The organism is Flavobacterium hercynium (assembly GCF_002217285.1).
Taxonomy (GTDB): Bacteria; Bacteroidota; Bacteroidia; order Flavobacteriales; family Flavobacteriaceae; genus Flavobacterium; species Flavobacterium hercynium.
Map to the genome: position 1 here is coordinate 130,982 of NZ_MUGW01000017.1, position 26,927 is coordinate 157,908.

Annotated in this window: 22 protein-coding genes and 3 tRNA genes; 18 read left to right on the forward strand and 7 right to left on the reverse strand. The window is 35.6% G+C overall.

Translation table 11 applies throughout. From position 1 onward, the window contains the following. Positions 1-264 precede the first annotated feature (264 nt). The 7 genes from B0A66_RS08450 (at position 265) to B0A66_RS08480 (ending at position 7,111) form a co-directional block, all read left to right on the forward strand. Complete coding sequence (locus tag B0A66_RS08450; RefSeq protein WP_089049417.1) at positions 265-1,191, forward strand: DUF58 domain-containing protein; 927 nt, start codon at positions 265-267, stop codon at positions 1,189-1,191. An 86-nt stretch (positions 1,192-1,277) separates the two neighbouring features. Next, positions 1,278-1,351, forward strand: a tRNA-Asp gene (locus B0A66_RS08455). A 293-nt stretch (positions 1,352-1,644) separates the two neighbouring features. Then, positions 1,645-1,718, forward strand: a tRNA-Asp gene (locus B0A66_RS08460). A gap of 292 nt (positions 1,719-2,010) precedes the next feature. Further along, positions 2,011-2,832, forward strand: coding sequence for an AraC family transcriptional regulator (locus B0A66_RS08465; RefSeq protein WP_089049418.1), 822 nt, complete (start codon positions 2,011-2,013; stop codon positions 2,830-2,832). A 281-nt stretch (positions 2,833-3,113) separates the two neighbouring features. After that, the gene (locus B0A66_RS08470) at positions 3,114-4,415 is read left to right on the forward strand and encodes a TolC family protein (protein ID WP_244283415.1); all 1,302 of its coding nucleotides are present in this window, start codon (positions 3,114-3,116) and stop codon (positions 4,413-4,415) included. A 58-nt stretch (positions 4,416-4,473) separates the two neighbouring features. Then, positions 4,474-5,526 (forward strand): HlyD family secretion protein, encoded by a 1,053-nt coding sequence (locus B0A66_RS08475; protein WP_089049420.1) that lies wholly within the window; start codon positions 4,474-4,476, stop codon positions 5,524-5,526. Position 5,527: 1 nt separating this feature from the next. After that, complete coding sequence (locus tag B0A66_RS08480) at positions 5,528-7,111, forward strand: efflux MFS transporter permease (protein ID WP_089049421.1); 1,584 nt, start codon at positions 5,528-5,530, stop codon at positions 7,109-7,111. A gap of 829 nt (positions 7,112-7,940) precedes the next feature. Here B0A66_RS08480 and B0A66_RS08485 read toward each other — a convergent pair. Next, positions 7,941-8,255 (reverse strand): hypothetical protein, encoded by a 315-nt coding sequence (locus B0A66_RS08485; RefSeq protein ID WP_089049422.1) that lies wholly within the window; start codon positions 8,253-8,255, stop codon positions 7,941-7,943. Positions 8,256-8,272: 17 nt separating this feature from the next. After that, a complete protein-coding gene (locus B0A66_RS08490; RefSeq protein ID WP_089049423.1) occupies positions 8,273-8,503 on the reverse strand; it encodes a helix-turn-helix domain-containing protein in 231 nt (76 codons plus the stop codon). An 86-nt stretch (positions 8,504-8,589) separates the two neighbouring features. Between B0A66_RS08490 and B0A66_RS08495 the strand changes: the two genes are divergently transcribed. Both B0A66_RS08495 and B0A66_RS08500 read left to right on the forward strand, forming a co-directional pair. Then, positions 8,590-8,823 (forward strand): hypothetical protein, encoded by a 234-nt coding sequence (locus B0A66_RS08495; protein ID WP_089049424.1) that lies wholly within the window; start codon positions 8,590-8,592, stop codon positions 8,821-8,823. Positions 8,824-9,034: 211 nt separating this feature from the next. Further along, on the forward strand, positions 9,035-9,967 hold the full coding sequence (locus tag B0A66_RS08500) for a hypothetical protein (protein ID WP_089049425.1): 933 nt from the start codon (positions 9,035-9,037) through the stop codon (positions 9,965-9,967). Positions 9,968-10,231: 264 nt separating this feature from the next. Here the strand turns inward: B0A66_RS08500 and B0A66_RS08505 are convergent. Beyond that, positions 10,232-10,313: transfer RNA gene (locus B0A66_RS08505), tRNA-Leu, on the reverse strand. Positions 10,314-10,422: 109 nt separating this feature from the next. Here B0A66_RS08505 and B0A66_RS08510 point away from each other — a divergent pair. The 6 genes from B0A66_RS08510 (at position 10,423) to B0A66_RS08535 (ending at position 16,561) form a co-directional block, all read left to right on the forward strand. Then, a complete protein-coding gene (locus tag B0A66_RS08510) occupies positions 10,423-11,811 on the forward strand; it encodes a dipeptidase (protein ID WP_089049426.1) in 1,389 nt (462 codons plus the stop codon). A gap of 308 nt (positions 11,812-12,119) precedes the next feature. Further along, complete coding sequence (locus tag B0A66_RS08515; protein ID WP_089049427.1) at positions 12,120-13,238, forward strand: glycosyltransferase 61 family protein; 1,119 nt, start codon at positions 12,120-12,122, stop codon at positions 13,236-13,238. A gap of 321 nt (positions 13,239-13,559) precedes the next feature. Next, positions 13,560-14,519 (forward strand): DUF6624 domain-containing protein, encoded by a 960-nt coding sequence (locus B0A66_RS08520; RefSeq protein WP_089049428.1) that lies wholly within the window; start codon positions 13,560-13,562, stop codon positions 14,517-14,519. 4 nt (positions 14,520-14,523) lie between these two features. Further along, positions 14,524-14,895 (forward strand): BlaI/MecI/CopY family transcriptional regulator, encoded by a 372-nt coding sequence (locus tag B0A66_RS08525; RefSeq protein WP_089049429.1) that lies wholly within the window; start codon positions 14,524-14,526, stop codon positions 14,893-14,895. Next, positions 14,892-16,118: a M56 family metallopeptidase gene (locus B0A66_RS08530; RefSeq protein ID WP_089049430.1), complete on the forward strand. Its 1,227-nt coding sequence runs from the start codon at positions 14,892-14,894 to the stop codon at positions 16,116-16,118. Before B0A66_RS08525 ends, B0A66_RS08530 begins: the two co-directional genes overlap by 4 nt. 32 nt (positions 16,119-16,150) lie before the next feature. Continuing rightward, positions 16,151-16,561: an energy transducer TonB gene (locus B0A66_RS08535; RefSeq protein WP_089049431.1), complete on the forward strand. Its 411-nt coding sequence runs from the start codon at positions 16,151-16,153 to the stop codon at positions 16,559-16,561. Between the two features lie 85 nt (positions 16,562-16,646). Here the strand turns inward: B0A66_RS08535 and B0A66_RS08540 are convergent, their stop codons facing one another. Further along, positions 16,647-18,011, reverse strand: a complete 1,365-nt coding sequence (locus tag B0A66_RS08540; RefSeq protein WP_089049432.1) for a saccharopine dehydrogenase family protein — start codon at positions 18,009-18,011, stop codon at positions 16,647-16,649. 195 nt (positions 18,012-18,206) lie between these two features. Between B0A66_RS08540 and B0A66_RS08545 the strand changes: the two genes are divergently transcribed. Together B0A66_RS08545 and pckA are read left to right on the forward strand one after the other, a co-directional pair. After that, a complete protein-coding gene (locus tag B0A66_RS08545) occupies positions 18,207-18,593 on the forward strand; it encodes a DUF423 domain-containing protein (protein ID WP_089049433.1) in 387 nt (128 codons plus the stop codon). A gap of 204 nt (positions 18,594-18,797) precedes the next feature. After that, positions 18,798-20,399: a phosphoenolpyruvate carboxykinase (ATP) gene (gene pckA / locus B0A66_RS08550; protein WP_089049434.1), complete on the forward strand. Its 1,602-nt coding sequence runs from the start codon at positions 18,798-18,800 to the stop codon at positions 20,397-20,399. Positions 20,400-20,720: 321 nt separating this feature from the next. Here pckA and B0A66_RS08555 read toward each other — a convergent pair whose 3' ends face one another. Beyond that, positions 20,721-21,779, reverse strand: coding sequence for a phytase (locus B0A66_RS08555; protein WP_089049435.1), 1,059 nt, complete (start codon positions 21,777-21,779; stop codon positions 20,721-20,723). A gap of 74 nt (positions 21,780-21,853) precedes the next feature. Continuing rightward, a complete protein-coding gene (locus tag B0A66_RS08560) occupies positions 21,854-24,664 on the reverse strand; it encodes a TonB-dependent receptor (RefSeq protein ID WP_089049436.1) in 2,811 nt (936 codons plus the stop codon). Between the two features lie 236 nt (positions 24,665-24,900). Here B0A66_RS08560 and B0A66_RS08565 point away from each other — a divergent pair, with 236 nt between their 5' ends. Continuing rightward, complete coding sequence (locus B0A66_RS08565; RefSeq protein WP_089049437.1) at positions 24,901-26,001, forward strand: DUF4407 domain-containing protein; 1,101 nt, start codon at positions 24,901-24,903, stop codon at positions 25,999-26,001. A gap of 135 nt (positions 26,002-26,136) precedes the next feature. On the opposite strand, the gene B0A66_RS08570 is transcribed toward B0A66_RS08565, so the two are convergent. Continuing rightward, positions 26,137-26,859: a PH domain-containing protein gene (locus tag B0A66_RS08570; protein ID WP_089049438.1), complete on the reverse strand. Its 723-nt coding sequence runs from the start codon at positions 26,857-26,859 to the stop codon at positions 26,137-26,139. Positions 26,860-26,927: the final 68 nt, after the last annotated feature.

The window sequence follows — 26,927 nt, forward strand, 5'->3', positions numbered from 1 at the left end:
GATATAATTGCTTTTTAGTTAAGCTAAAAAGTAAATTGTATTGTAGAGCAGGGCTTTTATATGCTAATTTTTCAGATCATCTTAGATTTTGTTTAGATTTGACAAACGGTACTAACAACGAAAAGTTTAAAGCGTTTTCTAAATGTTCGTATGCTTAAGAGTAATGATTCTGAAAAGAAAATGCTAAATTTAGTCCGTTATAAAAAGACAACAATTACAGATGCTTTGAGTTTAAGCATCTTTAGAATATAAAAAAGAAACCGAATGAAAATTGAATCGGAAATAGAGAAAGTCTCCAGTTTTCAGCATCTCGAAATGCTGGCAAATCAGGTTGTAGAAGGTTTTATATCCGGAATGCACAAGAGTCCGTTTCATGGCTTTTCGGCTGAGTTTGCCGAGCACAAAGTATATAATGCCGGAGAAAGTACCAAACACATCGACTGGAAACTGTTTGCTAAAACAGATCGTTTGTATACCAAACGTTTTGAAGAAGAAACCAATTTGCGTTGTCATATTATTGTAGACAACTCGTCGTCGATGCATTATCCGGAGCTCAAATCGGGTCAGCCGTTTTATGAAAAGAAAATCGGTTTTGCGGTTTTGGCATCGGCTGTGTTAATGAATATTTTGAAGAAACAGCGTGATGCAGTAGGTTTAAGTGTTTTTTCGAACACTTACGAATATTATGCGCCCGAAAAAGGAAGCGATCGCCACCATAGAATGTTGTTGAATAAACTCGAAAACTTATTAGAACAGCCAAAGGTGAAGAAAGGCACCGATACGATTACGTATCTGCATCAGATTGCAGAGAAAATGCACCGTCGTTCGATGATTATATTGTTTACCGATATGTTTCAGGCAGAAGATGATGAAAAACTCTTTAATGCGCTTCAGCATTTAAAGCATAATAAACATAAAGTCGTTTTATTTCATGTCGTAGACAACGAAACGGAGCTTAGTTTTGATTTTGATAACACGCCAAGAAAGTTTATTGACCTCGAATCTGGCGAAGAAGTATCGATTTTTGCCGATAATGTAAAAGAAGAATATGAAAAACGAGCTTCGGCGTACTTCAAAAAACTGGCTTTGACCTGCGCGAAGAACCAAATTAAGTACGTTGAGGTAAATGTTGGCGATAATTTTGAAAAAATATTGACTACATATTTAGTTGAAAAACAAAACTTTGGCTAATATTTGAAAAATAATTTAAATATTTTTTATAAAAACGCTTGCAGAAACGAAATTCTGTACTATCTTTGCAACCGCAATAACGCAGAGGTTTGGTAGTTCAGTTGGTTAGAATACATGCCTGTCACGCATGGGGTCGCGGGTTCGAGTCCCGTCCAGACCGCAATATTGGGAGAAGCCTTTCTTAACGGAAAGGCTTTTTTTGCCCAAATACGGTATCTAAGATTAGTTGTGTTGTTTTGCTACGACTTTGTAACTCGTAGCTGGTTTAGTAGTTAGACCAATGAAAAGCTTTCCACTTTTGTGGATGGCTTTTTTGATTTAAGCCTTTTTGGTTTTTGTATTTCGATAGAAATCAAGGGATTAAAAAATAATGATTTTTTTTGATTAAAAAAACGCAAAAATCCTTGCAGAATCAAAGTTCTTATGTATTTTTGCACTCACAATAACGCAGTTGGTTTGGTAGTTCAGTTGGTTAGAATACATGCCTGTCACGCATGGGGTCGCGGGTTCGAGTCCCGTCCAGACCGCAACATTGGGAGAAGCCTTTCTTAACGGAAAGGCTTTTTTTATTTAAAGCATTTAAGTCTTAAAGTACCTAAGTCTTAAAGTTGGAAAGTCGAAAGTCCTAAAGTCTTTCTTGGATCATGATCCTCTTTCCTGTTTACTTTTTGAAATGCATTCCTTATATTTACTTAATGTTTATTTTTTCGATATCGCTAGAGTCTTATTGAGTTGTGAAATGACAAGATGGAATAGTGCCAGCTTTTCGACTTTAAGACTTTCGACTTTCCAACTTTATGACTTACAAGACTTATTTAAATGGAAACATCCGGACACAAAGTCGACAAGTATTACATCAAAAAAGTAGATGCTGATAAAAAGAGCATTTACTGTCATCATGATTTGATGGGTGAATTACTCGTGCCAACACACAAACACGATAAGGCACAGATGCTTTATGCCGAAGGCGATGTTGTATTTGTTACTACCGAAACGAAATCTTATTTTTTACCCGCCAGACACTTTATCTGGATTCCCAGCGGTATTGAACACAGCATACATCCGAAGTCTGAAAATGTGATGATGCGAAATTTGTATTTCCCCACCGACAAAGACGAAGATTCGTTTTATAAAAGCGAAGGTATTTATCCGGTGAATAATTTACTGCTTCAAATGATGCTTTTTACCAATCAGTGGAATGGCGACCTTAAAAAAGGAAGCCCCAATTTTGTTATAGCAAAAGCCATTAAAGCGATACTTCCTCAAATTTGCCTGACCAACTTACCATTAGAATTGCCTTTGCCTAAAGATGCCCGTTTGGGTAAAATCCTGCGCCATATCGAGAACAATTTAGGAGAAACGATCCTGTTTGCCGATGTAGCACATGAATTTGGATATAGCGAACGCTCTTTGTATCGCTTGTTTCAAAAAGATCTCAGCATGTCTTTTATTCAATACTACACCATCCGACGAATTTTGAAGGCGATCGAACTCTTACTCGACAGAAAACTTTCAGTAAAAGAAGTAGCGCAGGAAGTAGGATACAGCAGCGTGCCAACGTTCAGTAATACCTTTTTTAAAATGTTGGGGCAACGTCCGTCAGAATATTTAAGCGGAGAAGATATTTTGAAGAAAAGGTAACGTTTTCGCAACTGTATTTCTTACAGATTTGTGCCTTTTCACCTGTTTTTTGCCGTAAATCCTGTTTTGGATATTTTTACTGATCCGGCACGTGTTTTTGTTATCTATTTGATTATCATTAATTTAAAAAATTAACATTTGTCCGAAATGAATATGTTATTGACTTTTTAGAATTATCAGTCATTGAAAAAATGAAGGAACTTTGCATCTTAAATATTAATGTATTCATGTTCCTTAAAAAACAGATTTCCGCACTAGAGTGTTTCTTAAAAAAATCGGCATTGGCTTTATTATTTTTAGGATTCACTACTTTACAAGCGCAACAAGTAAATTCGATATCATTGCATGATGCAATCAAAGTTGCCAAAGAGAATAATCGAAATATTCTTAGATCTAAACTAGAAGTAACTCTTTCTGAGCAAAACATCAAAGAAAACAAAGAACTCAGATTACCAGAAATTGAACTAAAAGGTGCTTACTCCAGAATTACCAATATTACAGAATTCAAAGGTGGTTTCTTAAAAGACAAAGAAGTAACGCCGGCAATTCCTGAAATTTATGAGGTAGGAACGACTTTCAAGGTTCCTTTGTATGTTGGAAACAAAATCAACAATGCGATTAAGATTGCCAATTACGAAAGTCAGATTGCTCAAATCAAAAAAGAGAAAATCGAAAAAGATATTGAACTCGAAGTCATTGGTACTTATCTTGGTATTTATAAAATGATGGAACTTCAAAAAATCATCGACGAAAACATTAAGGAAGAGCAAAACCGACTGAAAGAAGTACAATCATTACAGAAACACGGAACGGTAACCAAAAACGAAGTACTTCGCGCTGAGTTGCAGCTTTCAGACCGTGAACTAAATGCTTTGACTAATGGTAAGAACATTAAAATTGCGCTGCATGATCTTAAAACCCTGCTTCAATTACCCGAACAACAGGAAATAGCAATCGATACCACGGCAAACATTGATCAAATGCAAGGTCTTGATCCTTACGATATGTATTTGAGCCAAGCAATGCAGAATGATCAAATGCGAATTTCAAGTCAGGAAATTGCAGTCAAAAAAACAGAGTTGAAGCTAGCGAAGGGCGATTTTTATCCCCGCGTGCATCTTTTTGGCGGATATGCTTTTAATTATCCTAACTACAAATTTTTCCCTCCAAATCCATATCTGTACACTTTGGGGCAAATAGGAATCGAAGCCAGTTTTGATATTTCGGGTTTATACAAAAACAAAACGCGAGTAGAAATAGCAAGTACCAGAATAAAATGGCAGGAAATGCAATCTGAAATCGTGAAAGATAGAATTCAGGACGAACTTTTTAAAAACCATACCCAATATCAGGAAATCGTAGAAAAGTTTAAAGTAGTCGATAAAGCTCTTGAACTGGCCAATGAAAATTACCGAATCGTAAAACTGAAATACCTCAACCAATTGGTTCTGATTACCGAAATGGTCGATGCTGATAATGCTTTATTACAGGCGAAATACAATAAAATTTCAACCCGAATCGATGCTGTAATGAAACATTACGAGCTCCTTCGCACAGCGGGAATGTTGCCTAATGAAATTTAAAGCAACTCAAAAACACAATCAGAAATTCTAAGAAAAAATTAAACAGAGATAAAGTATCATGGTAAAGATTAAGAATGAAACCAAAGCAAACAGGTCGTTTCATATCATCATAACAATTATTGCGTGTCTTTTAGTGGCAAGCGGCATCATTTTAGGAATTTGGTTTTACGTATTCAATCGCAATCACGAAGAAACCAACGACGCTCAGGTAGAGCAATACGTAACGCCAATTATGTCCAGAATTACAGGATATGTACAAGAAGTGCGTTTCGAAGAAAATCAGTTTGTGCACAAAGGAGATACTTTGGTCATCATTGATAACAGAGAATACAAGTCAAAACTAAACGTAGCCCTGGCCGATGTGCAAAGTGCGAAACAAAGCAGCGTTGTGGCACAAAAAAATGTAGCCACAACAGCAAGTTCAACTGCAATTGGAGAATCGCAATTAGCAGCAGCGAAAACCAATTTGTGGAAAACAAAACTAGAGTACGAGCGTTACATCGCCTTGGTAAAAGAAGAAGCCGCGACTTCACAACAATTAGAAAAAGTAAAAGCCGATTACGAATCTGCACAGGCACATTATCAGGAAATGCGAGACAGAATTCAGTCTTCTGCATTAAGCACTTCGCAGGCAGCTGCAAATGTACCTACAGCGCAAACCGTTATAGATTCTAAACAAGCACTGGCAGAAAATGCCGCTTTGTTTCTTTCGTATACCGTAATTACAGCGCCTTATGATGGTTGGGCAGGAAAAAGAATTCTGCAGCCTGGTCAAATGGTAAAAGAAGGGCAATCGTTGCTTTCTATGGTGAGCAAAGAAAAATGGATTACCGCAAATTTTAAAGAAACACAACTACAGTTTTTAACCGTAGGACAGGAAGTCGTAATTAAGGCAGATGCGATACGCGACAAAGAATTTGTTGGCGTAATCCAATCATTGTCTCCCGCAAGTGGAGCCCGATTTTCGTTATTGCCACCCGATAATGCCACAGGAAACTTTGTAAAAATCGAACAAAGAATTCCCGTTAGAATTCAGCTAAAAGATGCCGGCCAGCAAACCGATTTTTTAAGAGCCGGAATGAATATTACCGTTGTTGCCGAACACCAATAAAATGGAAGATAAAAGTATTTTTAAATCCTGGGTCCCCAATTGGGCCATCATCATAATCTTGTTTGTCTGCTTACTGCATTCCATGATTTTGTTGGGTGTTTACTCGTCCAATGTTACCTATGCGGCAAGTTTTCTGGATATAGAACCCGAGGATCTACAATTTTCGATGTGCGTAACCTATGGAACGCTGCTGGCAACCATCCTGATCGAAAGCCGATTTTCGAATTATTTCCCCGCGAAAAGTTACCTAATCGCACTTTATATTCTAATAGCCGTAACGATTATTTCGTCAGCTTATGTAGATAATTTTGCCGTTTTTATAATGCTAAGAGTAGCCGAGGGAATTTTAATGGCTTTGCCTGTTATGATTTTGAGGCAGTTGCTGGTCGAACGTTTTAAGTCTAAAAACGCCATAATAATTGGGTTTACCTTTTACTACGGATCGCTTTTGCTGGCCACACCCTTTATCATGAATATTGCCGTTTGGTTCCTGGATCATTACAATTGGAAATATATGTTGTACGTATCCGGAATGCTTCAGCTCATCAACGTATTTTTAATCTTAATCACGTTCAATAGTCACCGCATCACCAAGAAAATCCCTTTATATCAAGTCGATTTCCTAAGTTATGTTTTGGTGCTAACATCAATCATCACCGGAGCCTACTTTTTTGTCTATGCCGAAAAAAAGTACTGGTTCGATTCCTCTCAAATGATTCTCGCTGTTATAATCAGCCTCATTACAGGCGGTTTGTTTATCTTCAGACAATTACTCGTAAAACGACCAAGTTTTGACTTCGAAGTTTTTAAATACACCAATTTAAGAACTGGATTTGTGCTGTTTTTTATCTTCTACATCTGCAGAGCCACACTAAGCATTTGTCATAGCGCCATGTTTACCATCTGGAATTGGGATCCGTCGAGAGTTGCAGGAGTGCAATACATAAACGGATTAGGAAACGTAATCGGACTTATTATAGCCGCTTTTTTTCTAATGAAAGCCATGGCGACCAAATACATCTTTATGATTGGTTTTATGCTTCTGGCAGTGTATCATTTTTGGTTCACGTTTCTTTTCGTGCCCGATGTTGCTTTGTCAGACATCGTGATTCCGTATATTTTGCAAGGAATCGCCGTTGGTATATTGTTTGTGCCTTTGGTTTTGTTTACCGTAACCGCAGTACCCGCAAAAATGATGACCTCGTCCGGAATCGTAGGCGTTTCAGGGCGTTTTTGGGGAAGCACAATAGGATTTTGCATCATGCAAAACGTTCAGGTATTTTTGAACAAGAAACACTTTTTAAAATTAAGCCAATTCGTAACAGGCGAAAACCCTCAAGCTCAAGAAACCATTTCAAAAACAGCCCAAAGCTTCATGGCAAAAGGATACACGGTTGACGAATCGAATGCGCTAGCCTTAAAAAAAGTGTTTAGCGCCGTTGCTAAACAATCTACCTTATTATCCAACATGGAAATTTTTACCGTTGTAGGTTACGGTTTGCTTATATTGGTTGTTTTCATAGGCTTCAATCAGCATTTGCGCCACACCGCGAATTTGTTCAAAAAGAAAATTTGGATTAGTTAACGGATTTGTTTTAGATTATCCTGCAAGGTTTTCAAAATCTTGTAGGTATTTAATAAAGAGCTAATTTTAAAATAATATAATTTTTCAGGAGCTTAATCCTGCTGTCCGCTATATCTTTTGTGGCGAACCCCGCCACAAAAGGATGCCGCTTCCATCAGGGCTAGGAGGTGCAGAGGTTACAAAGAAATAAGTTTTATACCTAACAGGTCTTGAAGACCTGTTAGGAAATCGTGACGTCTACAAATTGGCGTTATCCTCAGGTTTTCAAGATTTGTTAGGTATTCTAGGAGAAGCGTAAACAATCTATTCTAAATACCACCCAAAAACCACAGGCTTGATATATATCGTAGTCCTTCTAAGAATTTTAGTTGTCCTAACAGGTTTTCAAAACCTGTTAGGTATCCTAGGAGAAAAGTAAACAATCTATTCTAAATACAATCAAAGAGCCATAGGCTCGGCAAATATTGTAGTGCAGGATTTTAATCCGGCTTTAAGAATGCAACGAGGTAAAAGAGATCCATAGGATCGGCTGATATTTTGTGCTAGTTCTTTTAAAATAAAATGGATCGTTCCTATGGAACTTTTGAATCGTGTCGTTTATAATCAACGGATTAAAATCCGTTGCTACAAAACACATCGTTCCTCCGGAACTAAAGAGCCATAGGCTCGGCATATATTGTAGTGCCGGATTTTAATCCGGTTTTACGAATGCAACGAGGTAAAAGAGATCCATAGGATCGGCCGATATTTTGTGCTAGTTCCTGCAATATAAAATGGATCGTTCCTATTGAACTTTAAAAGTAATAATCAATAGATAAACTTGAATTAATTATTTCAGTGCTATAATTAGTATAAGAATTAATACGAATAGAAAAATAGAAGAACTTAGTAAAAGCCACAAAACTTTTTCTGTCCATTTTATTTTTAGATCTCGAATAATCGAAATCGAATTGGCTAAAGAAAAAAAGAAGAGTAAAATACTTAGTACGATACAGCTTACATTTCCTACCACATATATCCAATGGAAGTCAGATGAAGATCTGAATCTTTGAACTAGCGATTTTGCTACACCGCTTACTAAAAACAAAACAGGAATTGCAATTGCAAACTTTTGTGTTTCATCAAGATTTTTGAATTTGCTCAATTTAGTGTTTTGTAGATTTATTTAGTATCGAAATCAAACAATTCTTTAGGTTCAATATCTAAAGCGTTTGCAATTTTTACAAGAGTTTTTACGCCAGTATTTATTTTAGCAATTTCTATTCTTGCTATTTGAGATTTACTAATGTTACAATCATCAGCTAAACCTTGTTGAGACAAGCCTTTCTTTTCACGTAATTGTCTAATGTGAATCCCGAGGTTTACAATAAAAGTTTCTTCTGAAATATTCATATTTCAAAAGTGATAAGATTTATTTTGTTCATGTAGGCAAATTTGCCTCCAATTTATTATATTTGTCGAATCTAAAAAATAAGACAATGATTACGAAAGGCATTACAAAAGAAACAGAAATCAGATTAAAAGACTTTTTTACTGATATTATCGAAACCAAAGAAATAGCAAAGAAAATACGACAAGTAAATCATGTTCTTTCCTTATGTAACATGAGAGGATGCGAAACCGTAGAAATTGAATTCGACAATCTTGAAGATAATTTTTACTGGCTCAATAAATTAGCCGAAGCCTTAGATCCTTATTTGGATGTGGAGTAAAAAAAACAATTAGCAAACCCAAAGTAAGTATGTGGTATGTCCTAATATCTAAAAGAAAAGATGCGAAAAATAATTTTTTTAAATGACTTCCTTGTATTGTGTGTTCCTTGAATCGTTTTTTTATAGAATAATTTAAAGAAATGTAAAATAGGTGACATTTCCCAAATTTTGATAAGAATAGATTTGTGATATAATTAAAACTAGATATATTATGAAAAAATTATTCTTAGTTCCTTTTATGATAGGGCTGATTACTGTATCATGCAGTAAAGATGATTCAAATGAAACAAAAAATCCAATTGCTAAAAACATCGAAACTGCTGAAAAAGTTAGTGTCGATCGTTTTAGTGAAGATGTTGGGCATTTACAAGTTCGAACTGCAACAAATGGGCTTCCTAAAGCAAACGAAGCGGTAGATTTCGACAAGCAACCATTTATTACTAAAGGATTAGGTAGATCAGGTGTGAAAGTTGAATACTATAATTTTGATATTCAGCCAGTAATTCCTATTCCAATTTATGCATTTTTTAAAGAAGACGGTGTTACACGAATAGAAGGGCAAAATAATGTGGTGTCAGCTATTCCAGGCGATGCAAAATATAGTGATTTCTGGCTAGTGCAAAAAGTATTGGTTCCGGATAATTATGTTCCTAATTCTATTACTAGTGAGGCTGAGGTTTTGGCTTCTAAATATAAAGTTGTTGCAACAGAAGATCTTGTAAATTGTCCGGTAGTTCCTTTTGGTTCAACTGCTGCAAAAAGCGATGTTGCCGGAGTGCCTAGCAAGTTAATTCTTGGCTGGTATAAAGGAAAAGCGGTTGCTTATTTTAATTTCCCGGAACCAGGTTTTAAAGTCTCTTCAGAAGGATTGGTGCCTATCTCACCGATTTACGTGATGTTTAATGTTGATCCATCATCAGATAATCCTGCTTCAGGACCTGCTTCAGGTTTTATGTACGAAACAGGAACTTTACAGTCTCATAATGTATTGGGTACGCCGGAAGGAGTTGCATTAACACCTTTGTGGGATGTAAGAGTTTTGAGTAATGTAAACTTTGACAAAGTTGTAGATTTAAAAACAGCACTTAGTTTTCCTTCTGAGAAAGCTAATGCGAATGTTAACTGTCCGGTAATTAGATTATAAAAAATAATAGAATTAAAATATTTTAGCAGCTGCAAGGAATGTTCCTTGCAGCTGTTTTTTTTTGTGAAAAAATTATAAGAATCCTTATAAATGTTGAATTTTTTGTTTTCACAGTGCCCAACTATTCATTATGCTTTAGTACCTGCACTTAAAAATAGGATATATAGCCCAGACTTGCTCTGGGTTTTTTTATATACTAAAATTATGAAATAACTAATTAGTATAAAAACAAAAAAGCTTCTGATTTCTCAGAAGCTTTTTTCGTGCGGATAATAGGACTCGAACCTACACGCCTTGCGGCACCAGATCCTAAGTCTGGCATGTCTACCAATTTCACCATATCCGCTCAATTGTGGGTGCAAAGATAATCATAAGTTCGAATAATCAAAGACTTTTTTGAAAAAAAATATTAAATCTTTTTTTGGTACTTTTGGTTTTCTATAAAAATAATTTAAATGGAAAATATAAAGTCCTACGTTCAACAACATAAAGATCGGTTTATCAACGAATTGATCGAATTATTAAAGATTCCGTCGGTAAGTGCCGACACCGCATACTCGCAAGACGTAATAGATACTGCTGAGGCAGTAAAAGAAAGTTTATCAAAAGCAGGCTGCGATTTAGTCGAAGTTTGCGACACTCCGGGTTATCCAATTATTTACGGAGAGAAAATAATCGACCCAAATTTACCAACCGTATTAGTTTACGGACACTACGATGTTCAGCCGCCAGATCCAATGGAATTATGGACATCGCCACCATTTGAACCCGTTATCAAAAAAACCGAAATACATCCAGAAGGCGCTATTTTCGCACGTGGAGCCTGCGATGACAAAGGACAAATGTTCATGCATGTAAAAGCGCTTGAATATATGGTACAAAGCAATACGTTGCCTTGTAACGTAAAATTCATGATCGAAGGTGAAGAAGAAGTAGGTTCAAAAAGTTTAGGATGGTTTGTAGAACGCAATCAGGAAAAACTAAAGAATGACGTAATACTTATTTCAGATACAGGAATGATCTCAAACCAACAACCATCGATTACGACAGGTTTACGTGGTTTGAGTTATGTTGAGGTAGAAGTTACAGGTCCAAATCGCGATTTGCATTCTGGTTTATATGGTGGAGCAGTAGCTAATCCAATCAATGTTTTGGCAAAAATGATTGCTTCACTTCACGACGAAGACAATCATATTACCATTCCGGGATTCTACGACAAAGTAGAAGAATTATCGGCAGACGAAAGAGCCGAAATGGCAAAAGCACCATTTAGCTTAGAAAAATACAAAAACGCATTAAACCTAAACGACGTTTACGGCGAAAAAGGATATGTAACCAACGAGCGCAACTCGATTCGTCCTACCTTAGACGTAAACGGAATCTGGGGCGGATACCAAGGCGAAGGAGCAAAAACAGTAATTGCAAGTAAAGCCTTTGCTAAAATCTCGATGCGTTTAGTTCCAAATCAGGATTGGGAAGAAATCACAGAATTGTTCACCAAACATTTCACCAGTATCGCACCAGCGGGAGTAACCGTAAAAGTTACGCCACACCACGGAGGTCAGGGATATGTAACACCAATAGACAGCATTGGATACAAAGCTGCAAACATGGCGTATACAGAAACATTTGGAGTTCCGGCTATTCCGGTTCGTTCAGGAGGAAGTATTCCAATCGTTGCTTTATTCGAAAAAGAACTAAAAAGCAAAACCATTCTTATGGGCTTTGGTTTAGACAGCGATGCTATACACTCACCAAACGAGCACTTCGGAATTTTCAATTACCTAAAAGGAATCGAAACTATTCCGTTGTTCTACAAATATTTCGTAGAGTTATCAAAATAAAATCAGGTTTAAGACCAAACTTTGGCTTAGCTCAAAAATCAAAATCCGTTCTGTGAAGAGCGGATTTTTTTGTTTACATACCTATTGATTGCAGGCATTAAAATCATTTTAGAAATGATGACATGTTTTGTTAAATATAAATCGTATCAAATTCATTTTGAATGACATAATAGCGTAAATTCGATTTTTTATTTAATAAAACAGATAGAAACGTATCGATAATTGTGCTTTAATGGGGTTTTGGTAGTCAGTTATAACTTTTGAAATTTTAAAAGTATAAATGAGCGTACTGTAAATACAGCTAAGAAATGAAAAATGCTCAGTTAACAAATTATGCTTCTCTTACTCAGAAAAAGAGTATGTTTTCGCCCATTGCATACACAAGGTATTTGAAAGGATTAAAGAAACCGCACTCGATGTTTCGGGAAGGAAAAGTTTTAGACAGTCTTGCGGTAAAATCATGGGAGATTGCTCCCGGAAATACAAATATTTCGCCAAAAGCTTATTTTTTGGAAGGTCAGCTAAAACGTATTACGGGTACGGCATATATCGATGATCCAAAAGCTGTTATGAATGGACGATTGAGAGTTAATCACGAACCAACGCGTGCTTATATGCTAAAGGATGTCTGGATGATTAATGGTTTTATTTATAAAGGGCTGCACAATTTCCGACTTCATCCTGCTTCTCAGGTAAACAAAAAAACGAATTATTTTCCGCCAATTATTGTAGACACAGAAATTGATAATGCCGCAATTTACAGTTCGTCTGAGGGAAATGAATATTTTGGTCTTTGGCTAACCGACGACTGCGCAAATTATAGTCTGGCTGCATCTGTGGGCGTACCGATAACTTCAAATATTATTCCATACTCTCACATGCTTCAATATGAGTCATTTTTAGAAATGAATCCGTTTCGAACGAATGCCGCTTATCTAAAAAATGCCGTATTCTTTGATGATAATTGGAGCAACAATAACTCTAAACATGAACGGTTTTCTAAAAACAGAAATAAATTATTGTCTCTGTTTCCTGCAACGTCTCATCCTGGCGTCTTTATTTTACGCCGAAATTCAGGATTATCCCGTGTAATGTTGAACGAAATTGAAATTGCCGAACAGCTCCGTGATAAATACGGGTTTAAAATTGTAGATGTAACGCAACATAGCGCTTCTGAAATAATTTCGGCTTGTGCAGGTGCAAAAGTCCTTATCGGAATTGAAGGAAGTCATTTGTTTCACGGATTAATGGTTCTTGAACCAGGAGCTTCTATTTTAGTTTTTCAGCCTCCCAATCGTTTCAGCGGTGTTATTAAAATTACTGCAGATATGGAAAACTTAAATTATGGTTTTGTAGTGGGAATTCAAAAAGAAGATAATTTTTATATTAATCTGGAGGAGGTAAAGCGAACGTTGGAGCTTTTTTAAGGTACTAAGGTTTTTTCTGAAGGTTCTAAGGGACTAAGATGCAGAGGGTCAAAGGTTTTTTTTAACGGGTCTGAGAAATTGAGGTGCTTTTAGTAAAAAAAAACTTGTTTTATTTAAAATTAACTCTACATTTGTAGAACCGTTACTACGATTGTAGTTCTGCTTTAAGCTTTAGGCAGTAAGCTTTATGCTAGAGAATAGGATTAAGAACAAATTAGGCACAAACGAAAATAACAATTTAGCAAGCAAGACTTAGCCGTCCCAAAGCAATAAACAATAAACAACAAACCATAAACTATCAACAACAAACCAAAAACCACTATGAAAAAACTTCTTTTCCTTTTTACCTTATTCACGTGTAGCTTTACACAAGCACAAGATTACAAACAATGGGTTCGCAAAGCCGATTCTTGTTACACGGCGAAGAATTACGCAGCGTCGGTTGCGTTTTACGATAAAGCATTTAAAATAGAAAAAAAGTCAGAAACTGATTTGTACAATGCGGCTTGTTCTGCAGCGATGGCAAAAGAAGAGAAAAAAGCGTTTAAATGGCTTGATCTTGCCATTGATAATGGATACGAAAACATCGCTCACATGAAAATTGATGGTGATTTGAAAGTCTTGCAAACCAATAAAGAATGGCCAAAGATGGTTGATAAACTTCAAAAGAAATTAGATGTTTTAGAAGTTAATTACGACAAGCCTTTGCAAAAAGAACTTTTAGACATTTATGTAGACGATCAGGGCGTTCGCCATGATTATATGAAAATTTACAAAGAAAAAGGTAAAGAAAGCAAATCCTTTGACAGCATTAATAACCTGATGGGATATAAAGACAGCATCAATCTTATCAAAGTAATGAAAATACTAGATCATAAAGGCTGGGTAGGAGCAGATGTTGTAGGTTCACAGGCGAATCAAACTTTGTTTTTAGTCATTCAGCATGCCGATTTGAAATACCAGCAAAAATACCTGCCCATGATGAGAGAAGCCGCAAAAACTGGAAAAGCCAAGCCAAGCGCATTGGCGTATCTCGAAGATCGTGTTGCGCTGCGAGAAGGAGGCAAGCAAATTTACGGCAGTCAGATTTTGATGAATCCAACGACTAAAAAACCATTTTTTGCACCACTTGAGGATCCGGATAATGTAGATAAACGAAGAGCTGCAGTAGGATTGGGACCTTTGGCAGATTATGCCGTAAAATCAAACATAGTCTGGAATGTAGAAGTGTATAAAAAAGAACTTCCCGAACTAATAGAATTAATGAAAAAGAAAAAATAACACTATGCAGCTATCCAATTCAGAAGAACAATTAATGGAGCATCTTTGGAAACTCGAAAAAGCGTTTATGAAAGATTTGCTCGAAGCTTATCCGGATCCAAAACCAGCGACAACAACTGTTGCAACACTTTTAAAGCGTATGATCGATAAGAAATTTGTTGCGTACAACGAATTCGGAAATTCACGCGAATATTATCCGATGGTCAAGAAAACAGCTTATTTCTCTAAACATGTAAATGGCTTAATTAGCAATTTCTTTAATAATTCAGCATCGCAGTTTGCTTCTTTTTTTACAACAGAAACCAATTTGTCGACCTCAGAATTAGAAGAGCTTAAGAAAATAATCGATTCACAAATTCAAAAAAAGAAAAAATGATAACGTATCTTTTAAAATCCGGATTGCTGCTTTTGATTTTTTATGCAGTGTATAAATTGTGGCTTGAAAACGAAAAAATGTTTCGCTTTAATCGCGCTTACCTCTTAGGCAGTTTAGTGTTGAGTTTTGTTATTCCGCTGCAATTGATTTCGCTTGACCCTTGGTTCGAAAATGCAGTTGGTTATATTCAGTTAGAAGAAATTATAATCCAAACAAACGGAAATCAGCAATTAGAAACAATCTCAGGAAGTCAATATGCTATGCTTTTTGCCGGTATTTTTTACGCCTTGGTTGCTTTGTTGCTAACGGTTCGCTTTATCCGAAATCTGTATTCCTTTTATGCTAAACAAACGAAAAATGAAGTGCAGGTAGTAGAAGATGTAAAAGTTGTTTTAATCGAAAAACCCGTTTTGCCACATTCTTTCTGGAAAACCATTTTTATCAACAAAAAAGAATTTGAAGAAGGTAAAATTCCATCGGAACTAATAGCGCACGAAAAAGCACATTTAACCCAGAAGCATACATTGGATATTCTTCTGATAGAAGTCTTGCAGATTCTCTTTTGGTTTAACCCGATGATTATTTTCTACAAAAAAGCCATTAAGCTTAATCATGAATTTTTAGCAGATGAAGCCGTAAACAAGCAATTCGAATCGGTTAGAGAATATCAGAATCTGTTATTGAATATTGCCTCCAATAAAAACACGATTGCTCTGGCAAGTAATATTAACTATGTAATAACCAAAAAACGTTTACTTATGATGACCAAAAAAGAATCTCCGTTTAAAATCGCAATCAAAATAGGTGGTACAGCGATTGTCTGTGTGCTAATGCTGGTAGTTTTTAGTACCAAAACTATGGCTCAAAAAGGGTTAGAAAAAAACACTACTTCCCAAGAATACAAAAAACTGACTGAGGTAGAAGTACAGCCTGAATTTCCAGGTGGTATGATGGGCTTTTATAAGTTTGTGGGACAACAATATAAAATCCCGGCAGAATTGTCTAAAACAAAAGCAATGGGAAAAATATTTCTAAGTTTTATGATCGAAAAAGACGGTTCTTTGACTGACATTACAATTGTAGATGATAAGCTAGGTTATGGCGCAGGCGAAGAAGCTGCTCGTGTTTTAAAACTTTCTCCAAAATGGAAACCTGCTTATGATGGCGGTGAACCGGTTCGCGTTATGTATAGTTTACCAATTACGATTCAGGCTGATAAATAAGAAAGTGTCTTATCAAGAATAATTAAAAAAAAATGATGTATAATCTGTTTCATATCAGACAAACAATAAAAACAATTATTTTATTGACATTCATTAGTAATGTCGGCTTTGCACAACAAACAAATAAAACAGCTTCAACAATTATTAAAAAATGGGGAGAAGTTGATATAAAGCCAGATTATAGAGGAGATGAAGCAAGATTCTACGCTTATGTAGGAAGCAATTTTACGCGAATTGATTCTGAAGATGGCAAAATCAAAGCTACTTTTGTCATTGAAAAAGATGGCTGCTTATCGAATATTGAGATAGTCGAAAATGAAGCAGGAGTTTTATCAGGTAAAGAATTAATCAGAGTCTTAGAGCGATGTTATTCCTGGAAACCCGGTTATCATGAAGGTGTTCCGGTACGGGTAGCTCACAGTGTTAAAATGACACTTCAATAAGTTGAAATAATAAAAATCCGCTTCTAAATTTTAGAAGCGGATAATTAAAACTAAAAAAATTCTCAAAAAAAAAACTAAATCAAGACTAGAATAAGTCCGGATTGTATCCAAAGTACGGTACTTTTTGTTCATTAAAAATAACCCCATATTCTTCTAACTCCTTCAAAATAGGCAGGTAAACTTCTTTGTTAATAGGAAGCTGTACACCAGGAGTTTTAATTTTACCATTCAAAATCAATAAAGTTGCCATAGCTACCGGTAAACCAACCGTTTTTGCCATAGCCGTATAAGTCTGATCGTCACCAATACAAACCATTTTAGAATCGATTTGTGCTTTTTTGCCCGCTAGTTCGTAACCAAACTTATGGTACATTACGATCATGTCTTTATCATCAGGTTCTAAAGTCCAGCTGTCCGTCAATATTTTTTCTAATATCTGAGCAGGAGTTGCATTGGGCAAATTCACTTTTTTGTTCGGATTAAATAAATCCAGTTCCAAAAGTTTATCCCACATAATATCATCCTGATCAATTTTAAGAATCAGGCGGGTTTTAATTTCAACAGAATCGGTTGGATGATACGGCAGGAACGAATTCACAAACTGACGGTAACTCATGTTTTCAGAATCTTCCATAATATAGCTATCATCCGTCATGCCCAATTGTACAAACATATTCCAAGCTTTAGAATATCCAACACGTCGAATAGTACCGCGGTACAAAGTGAGGATATTATCTAAACCATAAATCGATCTGTATTTGAGTGAATCGCGATTGGAATAAGCCTCAAATTTGCCATATCCTTCTACTTCCAGAAATTCAGTTCTGCGAAATAATGTTCCGTACGGAATGTATTTATAAGTACCTTCCTGAACAAATTTTGCAGCGCCGCCTTGTCCTGCTAAAACCACATTTCTTGGTGCCCATGTAAATTTGTAATTCCATAAATTAGTATCAGATTCCGGAGCAACTAAACCGCCGCAAAACGATTCAAACAGCAGCATATTACCGCCTTTTTCTCTAATTTCATCAATTACTTTCATGGCACTCATGTGATCGATTCCCGGATCAAGACCAATTTCATTCATGAAAATAAGATTGTTCTTTTTAGCTTCTTCATCAAGCGCCTGCATTTCATTACTGATATAAGAAGCCGTAACAAGATGTTTTTTATATGCCAGACAATCTTTGGCAATTTCGATATGCAAATGCGCAGGAAGCATTGAAATTACAATAGAAGCTTTTTCGATCGCCGCTTTTCGTTCTTCGGTTTCAAAAATATTTAAGGCTATCGGAGTAGCGTTCGGATGATTTTGCGTTTTTCTTTCGGCTAAAGCCAAAGATAAATCAGCTACAATAAGATGCAGGTTTTCCGTTTCTGATTTTGACAGCAGATAACGTATCAAAGAAGAGGCAGATCTTCCGGCTCCGATAATTAAAATACTTCTCATGATTTTTACATTTGTAACACAAATATATTAAAATGTTATAAATGTAACAATCTAAATGCTTTAAAAATGCATTTAATTTTTATTTATCTGAAAAATTCTAATAATTATTTTTATTTAAAAACATTTTTTAGAAGTAAAACACTTTTTAATTTGGATTGAAGTATTTTTGCTTAAAATCTGAAAGTTTTAAAAGAGATGAAAAAAAGAATAATCTTAACAGGTACTTTTATCGGAATGCTGGCTATTATTTTTGGTGCTTTTGGAGCGCATTTGCTAAAAAAGTATTTAACAGTCGAGCAATTAGCCACTTTTGAAATTGGAGTACGTTATCAAATGTACCATGCTTTCTTCTTATTTTTCCTTTCTACCAGAAAAGAACTTTCTAAAAGAGTCTTAAAAATCATTTATAATTTGGCGGTCGCCGGTGTAATTCTTTTCAGCGGATCGTTGTATTTACTTGCTACAAATAATTTGACTGTTTTTGACTTTAAAGTTATCGTATTCGCAACACCTATTGGCGGATTCTTATTAATTCTCGCTTGGTTGACATTATTTATCACTATTTTGAGGAAAAAATCATAAAATCCCGAATAAAAAATTCTATCTAAAAATTAATCTTTAATTTTGTCTCATAATTAACATCTAAGTTCAATTATGTGAAAATTTATTGCTTTTTATCGCTTAGGGTAAAAAATATAACAAACGTTGATTTTTAAGTAAGTGCTTAAAAGTCAATTTCAATTCATTTAAAACTCAAAAAACAACACTCACAACAACTACAAATCTATGGACACTAACACACTTTTCTCGCAATCGATTTCGTTAGAGGAGCTTGGAATCGAAAATGCGAAAATTCGTTATCAATTATCAGCGGATGAATTGCACGCTATAACGCTGCAAACAGGACAAGGTGTTGAGAACTCTACAGGAGCATTGGCAATTAATACAGGCGAATTTACAGGGCGTTCTCCACAAGATCGTTTTATTGTAAAAGACAGCATTACAGAAGACAAAGTTTGGTGGGGGAATGTAAATATTCCGTTTTCATCAGAAGCTTTTGATAAACTTTATACTAAAGTAACACAGTTTTTATCTAACAAAGAAGTTTTTGTACGTGACGCTTATGTTTGTTCTGATGCAAATTACAGATTAAATGTACGTGTAGTAACAGAAACGGCTTGGTCGAATTTATTTTGTTACAATATGTTTTTAAGACTGGAAGAGGCTGAACTGGCTCATTTTTCTCCGGAATGGACTGTAGTTTGTGCACCAAGTTTTATGGCAGATCCTGCTGTAGACGGAACACGCCAGTCTAATTTTGCGATTTTAGATTTTACTAAAAAAGTAGCCTTAATTGGAGGAACAGGCTATACAGGTGAAATGAAAAAAGGAATTTTTTCGGCTTTAAATTTCATTCTGCCAGTTTTTAAAAATACATTACCAATGCATTGCAGTGCCAATGTTGGTGAAGATGGTGATACAGCAATCTTTTTTGGATTATCAGGAACAGGAAAAACAACTTTATCTGCAGATCCGGATCGTAAACTAATTGGGGATGATGAGCACGGCTGGACAGCAGAAAACACTGTTTTTAATTTTGAAGGTGGTTGCTATGCAAAAGTGATCAATTTATCAGAAGAAAATGAGCCGGATATTTTCAGAGCGATCAAAAAAGGAGCGCTTTTAGAAAATGTGGTATTCAAAGCAGGAACAAACGAAGTTGATTATGACGACGTTTCAATCACACAAAATACACGTGTAAGTTATCCAATTACACATATCGATAATATTCAGCCGGGATCTATTGGACATAATCCTAAAAATATATTTTTCTTAACGGCAGATTCTTTCGGAATTTTGCCTCCAATCTCTAAACTTACTCCAGGTCAGGCTGCTTACCATTTTATCTCAGGATATACGGCAAAAGTAGCAGGTACAGAAGCTGGAGTTACAGAACCACAACCTAATTTCTCAGCTTGTTTTGGTGCACCATTCATGCCTTTGCATCCAACTCGTTATGCAGAAATGTTAACTCAAAAAATGAAAGAGGCTGGTGTAAAAGTTTGGTTGATAAACACTGGTTGGACTGGTGGTGCTTACGGAACCGGATCGCGTATGAAGTTAAAATATACTCGTGCCATGATTACCGCAGCATTAAGAGGAGAATTAGACAATGTAGATTACGAAAACCACGAAGTATTTGGAATCGCAAAACCTCAATCTTGTCCTAATGTTCCATCTGAAATTTTAAATCCACGTAATACTTGGGAAGATCCTGCGTTATATGATCAGAAAGCAATCGAATTAGCTCAGAAATTCAAAGCTAATTTCGCCAAATTCGAAGAGTTTGCCAATGCTGAAATTTTAGCGGGAGCGCCTAGAGGGTAGATTTATGATTTTAGACTTTAGATTTTAGATTTATGATTGAAGAAACTGGAATCAAGATTTTAGAATATATTTAATTGTTAATTCAAACTAAAAAAGCTGTTCATTACGAACAGCTTTTTTTTATGATTTTTGGATTTTTAGATTTTTGGATTGAAAAGATTGAAGAATTGAAAGATTGGAGGATTGAAATAATTAATTTGATTAAGTAAATCAACAACAAATCATCAAAAATTAACCGATTACACGATTACACGATTCAACAATAAACGATCAACAACAAACAATAAACCGATTACACGATTCAACAAATCAACAATTAAACTATCTCTTCGCTTCGTCAATTCGTTTTTGGATCAAGTCCCAAGCGTAGTAGTGAAAAGTCATTCCGTTGCTCATGGCTACGAAAAGTCCGTTTTTGTAAGCTCCGCCTAAATTGATGCTTGTTACATCTGCACCGTCGCATTCGATTGTTGAGGTTGGGATTTCAGCCAATAAAGGGTACTCATTCGGATTGCCTTTTGCTCCTTCTCTCGGGTAAACCATAAACGTATTCGCTTGCTGGTTGGACACTAAAATATATCCGGTAGAATCTGTTGCTTTGTAAATTGCAATTCCTTCATTGTCTGCCTTAAAGCCCGTTTTTCCGAAAATAGCCAATTCTTTATTATCGTTTAAAGCAGGATCAGCTTTGTATTTTCTGATACCAAATTGCTCGTCACAATATAAAACAGTTCCTAATTCGTTATCAACTGCAATAGCTTCGATTTCTTTCTTTCCGCTGTACGCACCAAACTTTCGAACCACTTTTGCAGTAGCAAATTTACCTTCAGCAGAAAGTTCGTATTGCCATAAATAAGTTCCCGAAGGTCCTGATTTACGTCCTACGATAGCAAATATTTTCTTGTCACTTGGACGTGTGTAAAGTGCAATTCCCATTGGATCACGTAATTCTTCACCATCAAAAACAGAAATTCCGCCATTATCAATTGCTTTTAGATCCGGCAGACTAAAAATTCTAATCTTATTGTTCTCACGTTCCGTTGTTACCGCAACATCAACTTTTTTTCCGTCGATGATTAAACCGTAAGCGATATCAACATTGTTAGGTCTTTTTAAAACTTCCGATTTTGCAACAATTTTTCCTTGCAGGTCAAAAGCATACAAACCGCCGTCAGTATCTTTATCTGTTCCTACGATAATACTTTTAGAAGTATCAGTTGGGTGAATCCAGATAGAAGGATCATCCGTATCATGCGGAAGCGCTTCGGTTACTGTTGTAGGTTTTACGGCATTTGGAGCAACAGGAGCTAATTTATCGTCTTTACAGGCAGTGAATAAAACACCGGCAATTAGTAAAGCAAGTATCGAATTATTTTTCATTATGATTTTCATTTAAATAAAATTAGACAGAACCGTTACGTTCTGTCTAATTTAAGGATTTTATAATTGATTTATTACAAGTCAAACTTCAAACCAAAATTGTATCTGGCCTGGTAGTATTCTGCTTGCTTAGTATGCGCTGCTACACCTTGGTAGTAACGTAATGGTTGGTTGGTTAAGTTGTTGGCTTCGGCAAAAACGCGAAGGTGAGACGTAATTTTATAAGACGCATTTGCATCTAAGAAAAATTGTTTGTCATAAAAACTGTCTTTATAAGACTCAGAACCTAATTCATCTAAATAATCAGATGTAAAGTTGGTTGAGATTCTAGCAGAAAAACGTTTGTTTTCCCAAGATAATGATCCGTTAAACATGTGTGGTGCTGTTCCCGGAAGACTAATGTTTTTTCTTTCGTTTCCGTCTTCGTCAGCAATTCCTTTTGCTTTCGATTTTGTATGCGTATAGTTTAAATAGATACCAAATCCTTTTAAGAATTTACCAGGAAGAAAATCTAACTGACGTTGAATCGCAACCTCAAAACCGTAAACATTAACCTGATCTCCGTTTCTTGATTGTAAGAACGACCAGTTTTCACCAGCTGGAATTGGGTTAGACTGATTAGGGAAATCAGCAGCAAATTTTGCATCTGTATACTGATTATCGCTATAGTTGTAAATGAAATCGTTTAATGTTTTGTAGAAAACACCTCCGGAAATTAATCCAACAGATTTAAAGTAATTCTCCGCCATGAAATCATAGTTGTATGCATACGTAACATCAAGTGCAGGATTTCCGGCAGTGATTTCTTTATCAGCAGAAATGTTGTTTACATAAGGTGCTAATGCGTAGTAATTTGGTCTTGCTAAAGCCGTTGTAGCAGCAGCTCTTAAAACTAAATCTTTTGTTGCGTTGTATTGAAAAGAAACACTTGGTAATAAATTAGTATAAGAGTTTTTGTTGTTGATTGTGCTTTCTAATTCTTCTTCATCTAATACACGATTTCCGGTATAATCGATTTGCGTATTTTCAACACGGAAACCTAAAACCATAGATAATTTATCTGTAAAATCCTGATCCCATCTTACATAAGCAGCATAAATACTTTCTTTAGCGTTATAGTTTACCGCTAAATATTCTGCAGCATCAGCTTCTTTTTCGAATAAGGCAGCATTGTTCAAATCAAGATTTCCTAAATAACTTGACGATACAAAAGTTCCCGGAACATATTTATTTCCCGGATTAAAGTTTTTTCCATCAAAGAAACTAGTCGGAACACCAGATAATAGTTCCATTCCGTCGTTGATTGGGCTGTAAGAAAAGAAGTTGTTGTTCCTTTCTTTTTCTTTTAAACGAAGTCTAAGTCCAGTTCTGATTCTACCTTTTTGAGAAGGAATTACAGTAAACGGAATACGTATATTTACTTTCGCACCAAATTCGCTTTCGCTTGTTTCATCTGTATTTTCAGTAATAGAGTTAAGCTCAAACTGATCAGCAGCTTCGCCTGTAGTTGTAATTAATGGGAATCTGATATCAGACAAATCCTGAGTCATTTCCAATCCTTTTTGACGGTATTCTGTATAACGTTCTCCCGGACGGTATTCTCTTGCTTTAGCGTAATTTGCAGACCAGTCTAAATCTAGTTTAGAATTGATTAAATGCTCTCCGCGAATCGAATAGTTTTGAACACGCTGATCTTCTAATCTTCTTCCTTTGTTTCTGTTATTGTCAATCCCGCCTTTTGTCTGACGTTTTACACGACCTTCGAAGCCAGTAATGTTTTCACCATCGTAAATCGCTTCGATATCATCGTATGTAGTTCTAAAACGGTTTTCTCTGTCATCTCTCCAATTGTAGATGGCATTGGCAAAAATAGAGTTGTTCTCGTTGAATTTATAATCTAAAGCAATAGATCCACTACGACGGATACGTTGTACTTCGTATTTTCTAATTTCAGAAGCCTGTAAAAATTCATTTCCAAATTCATCCTTTACCCATTCGTTTTCGATGTTATCAGAACCATAATCTACATTGTTGTAAGATCCGCTGAAAACAGCACCTAATTTGTTGTCAAAAAAACGATTTCCGTATACTAATCCTGCTGTGTAAGAAGCATTTTCGCGAATTGGCAAATAACCTCCTGCAAGTGTTGCAGAAATTCTTTCTCCGTTTGGCGTTGCTCTTGTAACTAAGTTTACAGAACCTCCAATAGCATCAGCATCCATGTCTGATGTTAAGGTTTTGTTTACTTCAATAGTGGAAATCATGTCAGATGGAATCAAATCCATTTGTACGTTTCTGTTATCACCTTCTGCAGATGGAATACGATCCCCATTTAACGTTACAGAGTTCAATGATGGCGCTAAACCTCTAATGATAATATTACGTGCTTCACCCTGATCATTTTGCATCGTAATACCTGGAACACGTTTTAAAGCGTCTCCAACATTGGCATCAGGAAAACGACCAACCTGGTCAGACGAAATTACGTTTCCTATATTTTTGTTGTTTTTCTGTTGATTCAAAGCTTTTGCCTGACCTTTTAAGATATCTCCAACAACAACTTCATTCAATTCTGTTCCTGACGTTTTCAAAGAAAAGTCAAGTACATTATTCTTTCCTTCAGCTACTGTAATTTCATGCGTTACGGCAGTGTATCCTATATATTTTACCTGAACCTGGTAAGTTCCCGGGTTAATGTTAAGTAATTCGAAACGTCCAGTGTAGTCTGAAACGCTGTATTTGTTCTCTCCAACAATTTGTACCATTGCTCCCGGCAAAGGCATTTTGTCATCTATATCTAACACTTTTCCTGATATAATACCTTTCTGGGCATAACCTGAAAAAGCTAATAGCACGAAAGCGATTATTAGATAAATTTTTTTCATTGTGTTTTAAGTTTTGGGTTCGGTTGCGAAACTAGAACCTTTGTATTACTAAAACCCGTAAAAAAAATTAACATAACGTTATGATTGTCCTTTAAATACTGAAACTTATTAATGCTTAGGTAACATCTTAGGTGCAAATATTTGATTGCCAATTGAAAACAAACCTGATAATTATGTTAGAATTAAAAATTTGGCGTTAAATTTGCCTTATCAATCACAATCAAAAATCATCAATCATGTTAAAACAATTTTTTATTTTATGCTCCGGGGCAGATCGCGATCTACTCGAGAGCTGTTCAGAAGGCGAACAAACCAAATATGTTGGTATTGGTGCCACCGTTTTTTTTACTGCTGTTATGGCTTTTTTAGCCAGTGCGTATGCGCTTTTTACTGTTTTCGACTCTGTTTATCCTGCTTTAATTTTTGGTTTTGTATGGAGTTTACTGATCTTTAACTTAGACCGTTTTATTGTTTCGACAATCAAAAAAAGGGATCGCTTTTTAGACGAATTACTTCAGGCAACTCCGCGAATTATGTTAGCGGTTATTATTGCTATTGTAATTTCGAAGCCTTTAGAAATTAAAATTTTTGAAAAAGAAATCAATACCGTTTTGTTGAAAGAAAAAAATGAGATGGAATTGGCGAATAAAAAGCAGGTTGGAAATTACTTTAAATCAGATTTAGACAAAAACAAGGCTGAAATTACTGCTTTGAAAAACGATATTCTGAAAAAAGAAAAAGAAGTAAACGATCTGTACACCACTTACATTACAGAAGCAGAAGGTACAAAAGGAACACAAAGATTAGGAAAAGGTCCTGTTTATAAAGAGAAACGTGATAAACACGATGCTGCCTTAAAAGAACTGCAAGCTTTAAAAACAACCAATGAAGCTAAGATTGCGGAGAAAGAAAAAATCGCAAAACAATTTCAGGCAGATTTAGATAAAAAAGTTTCGCAATCACAGCCCATTATTGAAGGTTTTGATGGTTTAATGGCACGTATTAATGCATTAGATAAATTGCCTTGGCTGCCATCATTCTTTATTATGCTTTTGTTTCTGGCTATCGAAACATCGCCAATTATTGCAAAGCTTTTAGCTGCAAAAGGAGAATTCGATTTCAAACAAGAAGAAGCAGAAACGGCAATGAAAGCCACATTGCTGCAAAACAAATACCAACGTGAACTGCTTGTAAAAACCAGCGCTTCAATGCACGATAAAGTATACGCTGATATTGCCGAAGATAAAAATCTTTACGACCTGCAACGCCGAAAAGCAATCGAATTATTAGAACTGCAAGCACATAATTTTGTCGAAAAACAGAAGGCTACTTTTTGAAAGTCCTAAAGTTTGAAAGTCGAAAGTCAAAAGTCTTGACTCTGTAAAATAAGAAAGCCAGAATAGTATTTTCTATTTCTGGCTTTCTCTTTTCTATTTCTTTCGACTTTAAGACTTTCGACTTTCGACTAAAATTTACATGTAGCTTAGGATTTCTTTTTTGAAAGCGTCGTATTCGCCTTGCATGATTAATCCGTTGTCTAAAAGTTTTTTGTAGTTCTGTAATTTATCAAAAAGTTCTTCTTTAGATAATTCGCTTAATTTGCGATCTCCAGATGCAGGCTGCGCTGGTGCTTGCTGAATTGGCTCAAAAGTTTCCGTGTAAGCAGGAGTAGTTGCAGGTAAGATTTCTGCAAAGCTCGTTACTTCTTCCGTTTCCATTTCTTCAACTTCTTCTTCCTCTTCAACCTCTTCTTCAATAGTTTGAACAGGTTCTGCAACAGGTGTTTCAGTAACAACAGGATTTTTAAGTAAATCTAATTGTTCTTTAGCATAAGTATAAATTTTTCTGGCTTGAGTTTTAGGAATATAATCAATAGAGATTGATAAATCGGTATTCGTATTAAATGAAAACTCAGAACCCAAAATGTTTTCTTTCACAAAAGTGGCAGCAATATCATCCCACGTGTAATCTGTAAAATCCATAGAAAGACCTAAGTTTTTTGGTTTACAGATAATAATACGTTTATTGGTTAAGATAATGCTATCCGGAAAAACATTAATTGCAGGTTTTTTTTGCACAGCAATATAGCCAACTTCTTCATTTTTCATCAATAAATCATTGAATTTCGAAGTGATTTTTTCAATTGCTTTGGGATCTTGTTCTTCGTTTAGAAATTTTTTAAATTGTTCTTTCATAGTGTATAAGTTGCTAAGTTGCAAAGTAACCGGGTTGCTAATTTTTTTGTCTTACGGTGCAAATGTAA

Coding starts and splice junctions, on each gene's coding strand:
- B0A66_RS08560 (WP_089049436.1), bottom strand. CDS start 24,664: ATGAAAAAAATTTATCTAATAATCGCTTTCGTGCTATTAGCTTTTTCA.
- B0A66_RS08495 (WP_089049424.1), top strand. CDS start 8,590: ATGATTACGAAAGGCATTACAAAAGAAACAGAAATCAGATTAAAAGAC.
- B0A66_RS08570 (WP_089049438.1), bottom strand. CDS start 26,859: ATGAAAGAACAATTTAAAAAATTTCTAAACGAAGAACAAGATCCCAAA.
- B0A66_RS08520 (WP_089049428.1), top strand. CDS start 13,560: ATGAAAAAACTTCTTTTCCTTTTTACCTTATTCACGTGTAGCTTTACA.
- B0A66_RS08475 (WP_089049420.1), top strand. CDS start 4,474: ATGGTAAAGATTAAGAATGAAACCAAAGCAAACAGGTCGTTTCATATC.
- B0A66_RS08450 (WP_089049417.1), top strand. CDS start 265: ATGAAAATTGAATCGGAAATAGAGAAAGTCTCCAGTTTTCAGCATCTC.
- B0A66_RS08530 (WP_089049430.1), top strand. CDS start 14,892: ATGATAACGTATCTTTTAAAATCCGGATTGCTGCTTTTGATTTTTTAT.
- B0A66_RS08510 (WP_089049426.1), top strand. CDS start 10,423: ATGGAAAATATAAAGTCCTACGTTCAACAACATAAAGATCGGTTTATC.
- B0A66_RS08540 (WP_089049432.1), bottom strand. CDS start 18,011: ATGAGAAGTATTTTAATTATCGGAGCCGGAAGATCTGCCTCTTCTTTG.
- B0A66_RS08565 (WP_089049437.1), top strand. CDS start 24,901: ATGTTAAAACAATTTTTTATTTTATGCTCCGGGGCAGATCGCGATCTA.
- B0A66_RS08515 (WP_089049427.1), top strand. CDS start 12,120: ATGAAAAATGCTCAGTTAACAAATTATGCTTCTCTTACTCAGAAAAAG.
- B0A66_RS08555 (WP_089049435.1), bottom strand. CDS start 21,779: ATGAAAAATAATTCGATACTTGCTTTACTAATTGCCGGTGTTTTATTC.
- B0A66_RS08545 (WP_089049433.1), top strand. CDS start 18,207: ATGAAAAAAAGAATAATCTTAACAGGTACTTTTATCGGAATGCTGGCT.
- B0A66_RS08535 (WP_089049431.1), top strand. CDS start 16,151: ATGATGTATAATCTGTTTCATATCAGACAAACAATAAAAACAATTATT.
- B0A66_RS08490 (WP_089049423.1), bottom strand. CDS start 8,503: ATGAATATTTCAGAAGAAACTTTTATTGTAAACCTCGGGATTCACATT.
- B0A66_RS08525 (WP_089049429.1), top strand. CDS start 14,524: ATGCAGCTATCCAATTCAGAAGAACAATTAATGGAGCATCTTTGGAAA.
- pckA (WP_089049434.1), top strand. CDS start 18,798: ATGGACACTAACACACTTTTCTCGCAATCGATTTCGTTAGAGGAGCTT.
- B0A66_RS08500 (WP_089049425.1), top strand. CDS start 9,035: ATGAAAAAATTATTCTTAGTTCCTTTTATGATAGGGCTGATTACTGTA.
- B0A66_RS08480 (WP_089049421.1), top strand. CDS start 5,528: ATGGAAGATAAAAGTATTTTTAAATCCTGGGTCCCCAATTGGGCCATC.
- B0A66_RS08465 (WP_089049418.1), top strand. CDS start 2,011: ATGGAAACATCCGGACACAAAGTCGACAAGTATTACATCAAAAAAGTA.